Here is an 11,852-nt window from a genome sequence, read left to right as displayed (position 1 = left end):
AATTCCTAGGGTACTTTAAACTTTGGGCAACTATATGCCCGTCTAAGTTAACGAAATCTAAACGTTATTCAGATAGGTTCCGAGTTTTCTAGGAATAACTGTAGTCCATCAACCTTAAATAAACCTTAAGATAGACTTTTTTTATCGATATATTTCGCACAAAAACTTCACATTGAAATAATTGTATTTACAATTAAAATCAAGCAAATAGCGCAGATGACTGGATTGGTTTGATAATGATTTAATTGACTCTATTACTCAAAATATGCTGTAGAGGGGCAGATGATAATAATGAGCGAAAATATCCTAAATAAGGAATATTGATTTGATAAAATCGATGCAGGTTAATAAAAAATGTAACTATTAAATATTCTTTGTAATGAGCCAATTCTGCTGATTAAAGCTGTGAATTTGAAAATCGACTTCAAATACCTCCGATAAAAGGTTCATTTCCATTACCTGCTTAGCCTTACCTTGCGCAAGGATATTTCCTCGAGCCATCAACCAAACTTGGTCAGCCTGTTGTAAAGTATGGTTCAGATCATGGGCACTAATTATTGCGCTGCGCCCCGCAGAGCAAAAATCACGTAACAAACCATCCAACGCCACTTTTTGTGCAACATCCAGCCCCGTGTATGGCTCATCAAGCAACAACAATTTACTCTCTGGATTGATATCGGGCCAAGCCTGCAAAAATATGGCAGCAAGACGTACACGTTGCCACTCTCCGCCGGAAAGTTGAGATAGCATCCGTGATAATTTATCAGTTAATCTTAATCTTTTGCACAGATAACCAATTGTCGCGGCTACTGCGTCTTGGGTAACACCTGCAGGCTGATAAAGAGAAAGGTATTGGAAAACCGGCATCATTGTCAGAGCAGACTGCTGCTGACACAAATAAGCCCTCAACCGCGCCAATTCATGACCCGAATAAGTGGATAATGACTTCCCCGCCAGAACAATGTCTCCCCCCGCGGGTAGCAACCCAGCCAATGAGGCTAATAGCGTGCTTTTCCCCGCACCGTTTGGGCCGATTAAATGAATTTGCAACCCAGCATTCACCTGTGTTGAGAACGGCGCCAGACGGGCTTCTACAGTCACTTCGCTGAGTTGCAATAACATCAAAATAAATCTTTCATCCGTAATTAGTGAGCCGCTAACGCGTGTGTAATTGCATTGATTAAAATAGGGTCTTCTGGGGTCATATCTGGGGAAAAACGCTCTAGCACCACACCATCACGGCTAATCAGAAACTTTTCAAAATTCCACAGAATATCACCCTCGTGTTTTGGCTCACGCCCCTTACTCGCTAAACGTTGATAAAATTCGCTACCTTCCGGTTTCACTGCGACGGGCTTTGCCGCGACTAAATGCTGATATAAAGGATGGCGTTGTGCGCCATTGACTTCAATTTTGCTGAACATTGGGAAATCGACGCCAAATGTCCCTCGACAGAATGCCTGAATTTCTTCGTCGCTGCCTGGCTCTTGCCCTGCGAACTCGTTACTCGGGAACCCCAGCACCTCAAAACCTTGCTGCTGGTATGTCTTATACAGATTTTCCAAGCCTTCATACTGTTTGGTTAATCCACACTGAGAAGCCACATTGACCACTAACAAAACTGAACCTTTATACTTTTCCAGCTTAACTGATTGACTATCAATGGTTTTCAATGGAATGGAGTAAATTGAATGACTCATTTAGGAAGAATCCTTATTCAGCATGATAAGCAGGTAAACCTGCCGGAGTGTAAATCGACGTAAGACAGATCACTTTACACTTTTCACTCTTGTCAGCAACCAGATAAATAATGGCGAGCCTAATGTCGCAGTCACAACACCAATCGGCAATTCTGCAGAGAATAAAGCAATGCGCGCCACAACATCAGCCAGTAACAATATTCCACCGCCGGCTAAAGCACATCCGGTCAATAATCGACGTTGGTCCGTTAAACCAGTCAACCGCAGAATATGGGGAATAACCAAGCCGATAAAACTAATGACGCCCGCCAAAGCAACACTAATTCCCACAAGTAAACCAATCGCGAGCACTAATAAGTTGCGCCATAAATGAAGAGGAATCCCTAATTGTCTGGCTTGCTGTTCTCCAAGAGACATAAAGTTGAGCACGCGCCCTTGGCAACAGAGCCAAACCACAATGGGTAAGAGTGCTAATACTAACCCCTGCTGCCGCCAGTCAATACCGCTAAACCCGCCCATCATCCAATACATTAATTGTCGTAAATCTAGGCTGGTACTGAAATAGACCGCCCACGTCATAATGGCACTGCATACAATTCCCAAAGCAACGCCAACCAATAATAGGCGGGCATTGGTTAATAAGCGCCGGCGGGCAAAACCGAGTAATAGGGCTGTCATAAATAAAGCGCCGGCAATCGCGCAGGTGCTTAAAAACCAGATTGGTAATAATCCATGTCCAAGCAATACCGCCATAACCAGCGCAACACCTGCACCATTAGCGACACCTAACAGGCCCGGTTCCGCCAATGGATTCTCAAATAAGGCCTGCATAACGGCCCCTGAGACGGCAAGACTTGCTCCTACCATCATGACGGCCAAAGCCCTGGGTAGACGCAATTGCCAAACAAATAATTGCCCTGTTTCACTGGCCCATTGTGCAGGCCAAATCCAAATATCACCGGCACATAAACTGATGACCAGAGCTAACAACAATATGACAACCAACCCCTTCAGGTAGCGGCTATCACGCTGTTGCTGTCGCTGCTGAAGTGAGGTAAATAATTGACTGGTCTGCATTACATCCTCAGAGATGAGCTCAGGGTTGACCTTAAGATACCTGATAAAAATCAGTAATCGATACCCACTAGGCCCAGAGATTAGGATGTTAACGTAATCTGGAAAAGATTTGCATGAAAAATATGACTTTTTATTAATGGAAAACGCTAATCTTGCCACCGATTCTCAAGGCAAAATTAGCGTTTATTCAATGACAAGTGATGCCTGATTAGTATTGAGTTATGGCAACATGATTGTCATCACCCAACCTATCAAAAAATGGCGAATATATCAGCGATAGCCATTTTTTTGTGGTGGATAAACCTGCTGCCCTCCCCGGCCACTATTGTTACTTTGCCCACCATGATTATTTGGGCCGCCTTGTTTACCACTGTTTCCCTGTCCATTATTATTGCCAGGTTTACCATGCCCATTATTATCATTGTGCTGTGGTGAATGATTTTGGTCATCACGGTTATTATGCTGCGGCTCCCCATGGTTCTGGCCTTTAAATGGATTATGGCCATCCTGTTCTGATGGGCGCTGCCAACGGCCTCCATCCCAATAATAACCACGCTCATTGCGATCGCCAATATGACCACCACGATGCTCATGCCACCATTGTGGTGGACGCCAATCATAGCCATCCCAGTAGTAGCCACGGTTATCTTGATCACCTAAATGCAAACTAACACCGGGGATATTAATATCAAGTGAGACATCTGCCTGCGCAATCAGTGGCATTAATGACAGAACACCCAGTAGGAATAGATATTTTTTCATATACATCCGAATATATTATTAACAGTTGATAAATTTATATCAGCGAAAATAACCAGCTTCTATCAGATAAATTCCCATTTTCTATTTCATTTCAGAATATTTACGAAATCCATACAATCGTTTCTTATTAGATATAACTACCTGCTACTGTTCCTAACATGTCTTAACACTGAACTTACAGCTGCGGTTTTTATATTGAATTATAATTACCTTTCATATCTATATAATTTTAATATGAGAAAATTATAATGCGTCGGATAATATCAATAGTAGGCGTGCTCTTATTGAGCTTTTCACTCTCGGCTTGCTGTCTCCTCCCACCACCAGGCGGTGGACATGGAGGTGGTCATCACAGAGGCTCTGGTATGCAATATAATAATCACTCGCCGCTTTAATAAAAGCGCCTAACATGTACTCGCCTTATTTCAATAGGAAATTTCTAATTTTTTATTATTCTATAAATCACAAAATTTAATTTTTAATCGAAAAAATATTTCACGACTAACTGTTATCGTATTTTTCCGTAAGTCAGAAAGGTAAATATCAATTATTGATTCTAGACACACAGGTCCTATACTCGAAGAATAATCAGAGTACCCATCACTTAAATTTTCCTACCATATTAAAGTGAGACAAACGACACCAAAGAAAAAGGCCGCTTGCGCGGCCTTTTGTTCGGGAAACACTCACTCTTTTGGAGTGGCACTCTCTACCCGGCTTTTTAGCTTTTGCCCTGGACGGAAAGTCACCACACGGCGCGCCGTAATAGGAATGTCCTCACCCGTCTTCGGATTACGGCCCGGACGTTGGTTCTTGTCTCGCAGATCAAAATTGCCAAAGCCAGACAGTTTGACCTGTTCGCCATTCTCAAGAGCACGACGTACCTCTTCAAAGAATAACTCAACCAGATCTTTGGCATCTCGTTTGCTAAGCCCTAGCTTTTCAAATAGATGTTCTGACATTTCAGCTTTAGTAAGCGCCATAGGTTCAATCCCTCAAGGATGCTTGGAATCGCTGTTTTAACGCCTCTACACATCTTGCGACAGTAGCGGCGATCTCCTCTTCTTCCAGTGTACGGGCGGTATCCTGCAACACCAGACTAATAGCTAGACTCTTATAGCCTTCTGCTACGCCCTTGCCACGGTACACATCAAACAAGTTTACGCCAACTGCCTGATTTGCGCCAACTTTCTTACACTCCGCCAAAATATCTTCTGCGGGAACGTTTTCAGCTACCACAACAGCGATGTCGCGACGGTTTGCCGGGAAGCGAGAAATCTCGCTAGCATGAGGCACGGCGCGGTCTGCAAGCTTGTTCCACTGAACTTCAAACACCACAGTACGGCCGTTTAGATCCAGCTTACGTTCCAGTTCAGGATGAACTACACCAATGAAACCAATGTGTTCCCCTGATAAATAAATTGCAGCACTCTGCCCAGGATGTAGTGCAGGATGCGCTTGCGCACGGAACTGAACATCAGATAATTTGCCGGTAAGTTCCAGAATTGCTTCCAGATCACCCTTCAAATCATAGAAGTCGATTGGCTGACGCGCCAGATCCCAATGTTCCTCATAACGGTGCCCTGCAATCACGCCTGCTAGCATGACATCCTGTCGGACCCCGAGATCTGCAGTAGTATCAGGCACAAAGCGCAAACCACTTTCAAATAGCCGTAAACGAGATTGCTGGCGATTCTGGTTGTAAACTACCGCCGACAGCAAACCTGTCAGCAATGACAGCCGCATAGCAGACATATCGACCGAAATCGGGCTTGGTAAAATTAATGCGTCTTGTTGTGGGTGCAATAGCGCCTGCACTTTAGGGTCAACAAAACTGTAAGTAATTGCTTCTTGATAGCCGCGATCGACCAACGCAGTCTTAACACGTTTAAGTGGTAAGTCTGCTTCGCGATGTTTCGTCATCACTAAGTCAGCTTTAATAGGCACATCTGGAATATTGTTATAGCCGTAGATACGTGCAACTTCTTCTACCAGATCCTCTTCGATTTCCATATCGAAACGCCAGCTTGGTGCTACTGCCTGCCAATCAGGACCGAGTTCTGTTACCTGACAGCCAAGGCGGCGCAGAATGTCACTGACTTGCTCTGAAGGCACATGGTGCCCTATCAGACGATCCAGCTTTTCACGACGCAAGGTAATAGTGGCACGTTTTGGCAATTCTGCCGTTGCAGTCACATCAATGACAGGGCCAGCTTCGCCGCCACAGATATCAATTAATAACCGTGTAGCACGTTCAATGGCTTTATGTTGTAACGCGGGATCAACACCACGTTCATAACGATGAGAAGCATCGGTATGCAGACCATGCCGACGCGCGCGCCCTGTGATTGAAAGTGGGCTAAAGAATGCCGACTCCAACAATACATTGCGGGTTTCTTCGTTAACACCTGAATGCTCACCACCGAAAATACCGGCCATCGCCAAAGGTTTTTGCTGATCGGCAATAACCAGAGTGTCTGCGTTTAATTTGGCTTTAGTGCCATCCAGTAGAGTGAGTTCTTCACCTTCGCTCGCTAAGCGGACAATAATCTCACCGTCGATACGGTCCAGATCAAACGCATGCATCGGCTGGCCTAACTCAAGCAACACGAAGTTTGTGACATCCACGACGGGATCAATAGAGCGAATACCACAGCGACGCAGTTTTTCACGCATCCATAATGGTGTCGCAGCCTTGACGTTAATACCTTTAACAACTCGCCCCAGATAGCGTGGGCAAGCTTGCGGCGCATCAACGCGAATCGGGAAAGTATCCGCAATAGATGCGGCAACCGGACTCATATCCGGTTCGGTGAGGGGTAGCTGATTGACCACAGCAACATCACGTGCAACACCAATAATACCTAAGCAATCAGCACGGTTTGGCGTGACGCTAATTTCGATGGTTTTGTCGTTCAACTGCAAATATTCACGCAGATCGACGCCAATCGGCGCATCAGCAGGAAGCTCAATAATACCGTCGTGATCTTCTGAAATAGCCAGCTCAGAGAACGAGCACAACATGCCCTCTGATGGTTCGCCGCGCAATTTCGCTGCTTTAATTTTGAAATCACCCGGCAGCACAGCACCCACAGTCGCAACCGCTACTTTCAAACCCTGGCGACAATTAGGCGCACCGCACACGATGTCCAACAAGCGGTCACCACCTACATCGACTTTCGTGACACGCAGTTTATCTGCATTTGGATGTTGTCCACATTCAACAACGTGGCCGACAACGACACCATTAAATTCACCAGCAACAGCATCTATGCCATCAACTTCTAAACCGGCCATCGTAATTTGATGGGCTAAATCATCACTGCTAATGGCTGGGTTTACCCATTCGCGTAACCAAAGTTCACTGAATTTCATGAGATATTCCCGCCTTACTTAAACTGTTTGAGGAAACGCAGATCATTTTCGAAGAATGCACGCAGATCGGTGACGCCGTAACGTAACATTGTTAAGCGCTCCATTCCCATGCCAAATGCAAACCCTGAATAAACCTCAGGATCAATGCCTACGTTTCGTAATACATTTGGATGTACCATGCCGCAACCCAACACTTCAAGCCACTTACCATTTTTCCCCATTACATCCACTTCAGCGGAAGGTTCAGTGAATGGGAAATATGATGGGCGGAAACGAATTTGCAAGTCTTCTTCAAAAAAGTTACGCAAGAAATCGTGCAACGTCCCTTTCAAATTAGTGAAGCTGATATCACGGTCAACAATCAGCCCTTCCATTTGATGGAACATTGGTGTGTGTGTTTGGTCATAATCGTTACGGTAAACACGGCCTGGCACGATAATCCGAATCGGTGGCTGTTGGCCTTGCATAGTACGTATCTGCACACCTGATGTCTGAGTACGCAACAAGCGAGTCGCATCAAACCAGAAGGTATCGTGGTCAGCGCGAGCTGGGTGATGAGCCGGAATATTCAATGCATCAAAGTTATGATAGTCATCTTCAATTTCAGGGCCAGACTCAACGGAAAAGCCTAATTCACCAAAGAAGGTTTCGATACGATCGATAGTACGGGTTACAGGATGCAACCCACCATTTTCCATACGGCGCCCCGGCAAAGAGACATCAATGGTTTCTGCCGCTAATCGAGCATTCAGAATCGCTGATTCTAGCTTATCCTTACGCGCATTAAGTGCTTCTTGTACTTCTTGTTTGGCCTGATTAATGACAGCGCCAGCCGCTGGACGCTCTTCTGCTGGTAGCTCACGCAGCGATGTCATTTGAAGGGTCAAATGGCCTTTTTTGCCTAAATATTCGACGCGCACCAAATCCAACGCGGCAACATCTTGGGCATCTTCTATGGCTGCTTTAGCTTTGGCAACCAGCTCTGCGAGATGTGGCATTGTTTCCTCTTCCTCTGGCCGGTATGGCCCGCTTGTAGTTATATAAATTAATGTTATAGAAATTGATAACTATGTGGAAATGCAGCTATATAAATTTGTTAATACAACCCTGATAACTAACAATCTAATATTCAACACGTTGACAAAAAATCTGCTGGATTACCTAAAAAATTGGGTTCAATCAACACTCCGAAATAGCCCACGAGTAATACCAGCTTAAAGGGTCGAACAGCGCCCTAAAACACAAATAAAAAAGCCTCCACTATGGGAGGCTTAGGCGCTATTTTTCGTTTCTATTCTTACGCGCAAGCCTCCTGAAATCAGGCGCTAAAGTAAAAAAAGAAGCGAAAAGTAACTGCATGCATCATTGAGATGACCTTCTTACGAAGAAGATAAAGATTAAAAGAGGGAGACAAGCTCCCTCTTCAATTCTGACTTACGCCAGAGCTACTTTCGCTTTTTCGACCAGTGCAGAGAATGCCACTTTATCGAATACTGCGATGTCAGCCAGAATCTTACGGTCGATTTCAACAGAAGCCTTTTTCAGACCATTGATGAAACGGCTGTAAGACAGACCATTCTGACGAGCAGCTGCGTTGATACGTGCAATCCACAATTGGCGGAATTGACGCTTCCGTTGACGGCGGTCACGGTAGGCATATTGGCCTGCCTTGATTACTGCCTGGAAAGCAACACGATAAACGCGCGAACGGGCACCGTAGTAACCTTTCGCCTGCTTTAAGATTTTTTTGTGACGTGCACGTGCTACCACACCACGTTTTACGCGAGCCATTTACTTCTCCTATCGTCTTAATTCAAACCAAAATTACTTATGCGTACGGCAGACATGCCACGACCAGACCCAGATCGTTCTTAGATACCAGGCCTTTTGGACGTAAATGACGTTTACGCTTAGTAGCTTTTTTGGTCAAAATATGACGCAGGTTAGCATGCTTACGCTTAAAACCACCATTAGCGGTCTTTTTGAAGCGCTTAGCGGCGCCGCGTACTGTCTTAATTTTTGGCATTGAATATATCCACTTCGCATTGTTAATTACAACGAGCTAGCTAGGCGAACAGACTTCCGCTGCGCAAGCGCAAAGAAGCCTGTTACTTGTATGCCTTACTGTCTCTTCTTAGGTGCGAGCACCATGATCATCTGACGACCTTCGATACGAGTCGGGAAAGACTCCACAACGGCCAAATCAGAATCTTCAGTCAGATCTTTTTTGACACGGTTAAGAACTTCCATGCCGATCTGTTGGTGCGCCATTTCACGTCCACGGAATCGCAGAGTGATTTTGGCTTTATCGCCATCTTCCAGAAAGCGAATCAGGTTGCGTAGTTTGACCTGATAGTCGCCATCATCGGTACCAGGACGGAATTTGATTTCCTTGACCTGAATGACTTTTTGCTTCTTCTTCTGTTCTTTTGTCGACTTGCTCTTCTCATAGAGGAATTTGCCGTAATCCATGATACGGCAAACCGGCGGCTCGGCATTCGGACTGATTTCTACTAAATCAACACCAGCTTCCTCAGCTTTTTCAAGAGCTTCATTCAGACTGACAATGCCAATCTGCTCACCATCGACGCCTGTTAAGCGAACTTCTGTGGCGCGAATCTCTTTGTTGATGCGATTAGGACGCGCCGGTTGAACTCGTTTTCCGCCTTTAATACTTTATTCCTCCAGTTGATGAAGACTACGGCTGCGAATTTCTGCTAGCAGCTGGTCTACGACCACGTTGACGTCCAAGCTTCCCAAGTCTTTTCCGCGGCGGGTACGAACGGCAATCTTGCCTGATTCGACCTCTTTATCGCCACAGACCAACATATATGGAACCCGACGCAACGTATGTTCACGAATTTTAAAGCCAATCTTCTCATTTCTCAAGTCCGCTTTTGCCCGAATCCCTGCATCTTGCAGTTTTTTGGTCACTTGTTGGACATAATCAGACTGGCTATCGGTGATATTCATCACCACGACTTGTACCGGTGCTAACCAAGTTGGGAAGAAGCCTGCATATTCTTCGGTTAAAATGCCGATGAAGCGCTCCATTGACCCCAAAATAGCCCGGTGAATCATTACTGGCACCTGACGATCGTTATTCTCGCCGATGTAAGACGCACTTAAGCGGCCCGGTAATGAGAAATCGAGCTGTACGGTACCACACTGCCACGCACGATCCAAACAATCATGCAAGGTAAATTCAATTTTCGGTCCATAGAAGGCACCTTCACCCGGCTGATAATCAAACGGAATACCGTTTTCAGTCAACGCCGCGGCTAAATCCTCCTCAGCACGAGTCCATAAATCGTCACTGCCAATACGTTTTTCAGGGCGCGTGGACAACTTGACCACAATCTTTTCGAAGCCAAAAGTGCTGTACATGTCGTACACCATCTTAATGCAGCTGTTCACTTCATCGCGAACCTGCTCTTCGGTACAAAAGATGTGTGCATCGTCCTGAGTAAAGCCACGCACTCGCATTAAGCCGTGCAGCGCACCTGATGGCTCGTTACGGTGACAACTACCAAACTCAGCCATACGTAATGGCAGGTCACGATATGACTTCAACCCTTGGTTGAAGATCTGTACGTGTCCTGGGCAGTTCATTGGCTTGATGCAGTACTCACGGTTTTCCGAAGAGGTTGTAAACATATGCTCCGCATAGTTTTCCCAATGTCCGGTTTTTTCCCACAGTACGCGGTCCATCATAAACGGCCCTTTTACTTCCTGATACTGGTACTCTTTGAGCTTCATACGCACAAAAGTTTCCAGTTCACGGAAGATAGTCCAGCCGTCGTTATGCCAGAACACCATACCAGGCGCTTCTTCCTGCATGTGGTAAAGGTCCAATTGCTTACCAATCTTACGATGGTCGCGTTTGGCCGCTTCTTCCAAGCGTTGCAGATAAGCATTCAGTTGCTTTTTATCACCCCAAGCCGTGCCGTAAATGCGTTGCAGCATTTTATTTTTGCTGTCACCACGCCAATAAGCGCCGGATGTTTTCTGCAATTTAAAGTGATGGCAGAAACGCATATTAGGCACATGTGGGCCGCGGCACATATCAACGTATTCTTCATGGTGATACAAACCAGGATGATCATCGCGGCTGATATTCTCATCAAGAATAGCCACTTTATAATCTTCACCACGAGCAGCAAAAGTATCGCGGGCTTCTTGCCAGCTCACTTTTTTCTTGATGACATCGTAATCTTTATCGGCAAGTTCGTGCATCCGCTTTTCTAGCAGATCCAAATCTTCCTGCGTCAAGGTACGGTCAATATCAACATCATAATAGAAACCGTTGTCGATAACTGGGCCAATAGCCATCTTAGTATCAGGCCAAAGTTGCTTAATCGCGTGCCCCAAAAGGTGAGCACATGAGTGACGGAGAATCTCCAGCCCCTCAGCATCTTTAGCGGTGATAATGGCCAATTGCGCATCAGATTCGATCAGATCACTGGCATCGACCAGTTCACCATTAACACGTCCAGCAATACAGGCTTTTGCCAAACCGGGGCCGATGTCTAAAGCCACATCAAGAACAGAAACGGCGTGATCGTATTGACGCTGGCTACCGTCAGGAAGGGTAATAACGGGCATTCTAATTCCTTATCTACAGTGGTGACCCACACGACAGATCACATGCAAAAGTTTAATACTACTTAAAATCATTATGTTATACGCGCTATCCGACTTTACTTTGCCTGATATGTACACTCATATGTACACAACTCATTTTGCACATATAGTGTGACGCTATAACGGACGGAATATACTAACATCTCAATTATGGGTTTATCCACCCATGAATGTCTGCCCAACTCATCAGGCATCCCTGCCAACAATCACACTGTCAATATTACCATCTGCTTCAAAATTCTACGCCAACCAAGATTGATCGTTTTAACCGATCAATAAACAATCATTGATCTG

General features: G+C 45.4%; 12 protein-coding genes and 1 other annotated feature. All 12 genes read right to left on the bottom strand.

All coding sequences use genetic code 11. The features are described from left to right. Positions 1 to 363 precede the first annotated feature (363 nt). The gene (gene btuD, locus ACIOG0_RS10405; protein ID WP_164908420.1) at positions 364 to 1,122 is read right to left on the bottom strand and encodes a vitamin B12 ABC transporter ATP-binding protein BtuD; all 759 of its coding nucleotides are present in this window, start codon (positions 1,120 to 1,122) and stop codon (positions 364 to 366) included. A 23-nt stretch (positions 1,123 to 1,145) separates the two neighbouring features. Continuing rightward, entirely contained in the window at positions 1,146 to 1,700 is a 555-nt protein-coding gene (locus ACIOG0_RS10400) for a glutathione peroxidase (RefSeq protein ID WP_050097549.1), read from the bottom strand. 69 nt (positions 1,701 to 1,769) lie between these two features. Continuing rightward, entirely contained in the window at positions 1,770 to 2,777 is a 1,008-nt protein-coding gene (btuC, locus tag ACIOG0_RS10395) for a vitamin B12 ABC transporter permease BtuC (RefSeq protein WP_050097548.1), read from the bottom strand. 270 nt (positions 2,778 to 3,047) lie between these two features. Further along, positions 3,048 to 3,539 (bottom strand): DUF2502 domain-containing protein, encoded by a 492-nt coding sequence (locus ACIOG0_RS10390; RefSeq protein ID WP_050097547.1) that lies wholly within the window; start codon positions 3,537 to 3,539, stop codon positions 3,048 to 3,050. Between the two features lie 686 nt (positions 3,540 to 4,225). Next, positions 4,226 to 4,522, bottom strand: a complete 297-nt coding sequence (gene ihfA / locus ACIOG0_RS10385; protein WP_002211830.1) for an integration host factor subunit alpha — start codon at positions 4,520 to 4,522, stop codon at positions 4,226 to 4,228. A gap of 4 nt (positions 4,523 to 4,526) precedes the next feature. Beyond that, complete coding sequence (gene pheT, locus ACIOG0_RS10380) at positions 4,527 to 6,914, bottom strand: phenylalanine--tRNA ligase subunit beta (protein WP_050139595.1); 2,388 nt, start codon at positions 6,912 to 6,914, stop codon at positions 4,527 to 4,529. Between the two features lie 14 nt (positions 6,915 to 6,928). Further along, positions 6,929 to 7,912 (bottom strand): phenylalanine--tRNA ligase subunit alpha, encoded by a 984-nt coding sequence (gene pheS / locus ACIOG0_RS10375; protein WP_050097545.1) that lies wholly within the window; start codon positions 7,910 to 7,912, stop codon positions 6,929 to 6,931. A 246-nt stretch (positions 7,913 to 8,158) separates the two neighbouring features. Then, positions 8,159 to 8,281 (bottom strand) — a sequence feature (Phe leader region). Continuing rightward, on the bottom strand, positions 8,233 to 8,277 hold the full coding sequence (gene pheM, locus ACIOG0_RS10370; RefSeq protein ID WP_223300610.1) for a pheST operon leader peptide PheM: 45 nt from the start codon (positions 8,275 to 8,277) through the stop codon (positions 8,233 to 8,235). (Overlaps the previous feature by 45 nt.) Positions 8,282 to 8,348: 67 nt before the next feature. Beyond that, positions 8,349 to 8,705, bottom strand: a complete 357-nt coding sequence (rplT, locus tag ACIOG0_RS10365; RefSeq protein WP_004706556.1) for a 50S ribosomal protein L20 — start codon at positions 8,703 to 8,705, stop codon at positions 8,349 to 8,351. 37 nt (positions 8,706 to 8,742) lie between these two features. Further along, positions 8,743 to 8,940, bottom strand: a complete 198-nt coding sequence (rpmI, locus tag ACIOG0_RS10360; RefSeq protein WP_002211834.1) for a 50S ribosomal protein L35 — start codon at positions 8,938 to 8,940, stop codon at positions 8,743 to 8,745. A gap of 95 nt (positions 8,941 to 9,035) precedes the next feature. Further along, the gene (gene infC / locus ACIOG0_RS10355; protein ID WP_011816226.1) at positions 9,036 to 9,587 is read right to left on the bottom strand and encodes a translation initiation factor IF-3; all 552 of its coding nucleotides are present in this window, start codon (positions 9,585 to 9,587) and stop codon (positions 9,036 to 9,038) included. 3 nt (positions 9,588 to 9,590) lie between these two features. Then, complete coding sequence (gene thrS / locus ACIOG0_RS10350) at positions 9,591 to 11,519, bottom strand: threonine--tRNA ligase (RefSeq protein ID WP_050097544.1); 1,929 nt, start codon at positions 11,517 to 11,519, stop codon at positions 9,591 to 9,593. Positions 11,520 to 11,852: the final 333 nt, after the last annotated feature.

Origin of the sequence: Yersinia vastinensis (assembly GCF_044905075.1) — a bacterium.
In the GTDB taxonomy this organism is placed as follows: domain Bacteria; phylum Pseudomonadota; class Gammaproteobacteria; order Enterobacterales; family Enterobacteriaceae; genus Yersinia; species Yersinia vastinensis.
The sequence above is the reverse complement of the archived record's forward strand: the minus strand, read 5'-3'. Positions and strand labels throughout refer to the sequence as shown.

Excerpts from the sequence above, each read along its gene's own strand:
- btuD (WP_164908420.1), bottom strand. The coding sequence starts at position 1,122 with ATGTTATTGCAACTCAGCGAAGTGACTGTAGAAGCCCGTCTGGCGCCG.
- ACIOG0_RS10400 (WP_050097549.1), bottom strand. The coding sequence starts at position 1,700 with ATGAGTCATTCAATTTACTCCATTCCATTGAAAACCATTGATAGTCAA.
- btuC (WP_050097548.1), bottom strand. The coding sequence starts at position 2,777 with ATGCAGACCAGTCAATTATTTACCTCACTTCAGCAGCGACAGCAACAG.
- ACIOG0_RS10390 (WP_050097547.1), bottom strand. The coding sequence starts at position 3,539 with ATGAAAAAATATCTATTCCTACTGGGTGTTCTGTCATTAATGCCACTG.
- ihfA (WP_002211830.1), bottom strand. The coding sequence starts at position 4,522 with ATGGCGCTTACTAAAGCTGAAATGTCAGAACATCTATTTGAAAAGCTA.
- pheT (WP_050139595.1), bottom strand. The coding sequence starts at position 6,914 with ATGAAATTCAGTGAACTTTGGTTACGCGAATGGGTAAACCCAGCCATT.
- pheS (WP_050097545.1), bottom strand. The coding sequence starts at position 7,912 with ATGCCACATCTCGCAGAGCTGGTTGCCAAAGCTAAAGCAGCCATAGAA.
- rplT (WP_004706556.1), bottom strand. The coding sequence starts at position 8,705 with ATGGCTCGCGTAAAACGTGGTGTGGTAGCACGTGCACGTCACAAAAAA.
- rpmI (WP_002211834.1), bottom strand. The coding sequence starts at position 8,940 with ATGCCAAAAATTAAGACAGTACGCGGCGCCGCTAAGCGCTTCAAAAAG.
- thrS (WP_050097544.1), bottom strand. The coding sequence starts at position 11,519 with ATGCCCGTTATTACCCTTCCTGACGGTAGCCAGCGTCAATACGATCAC.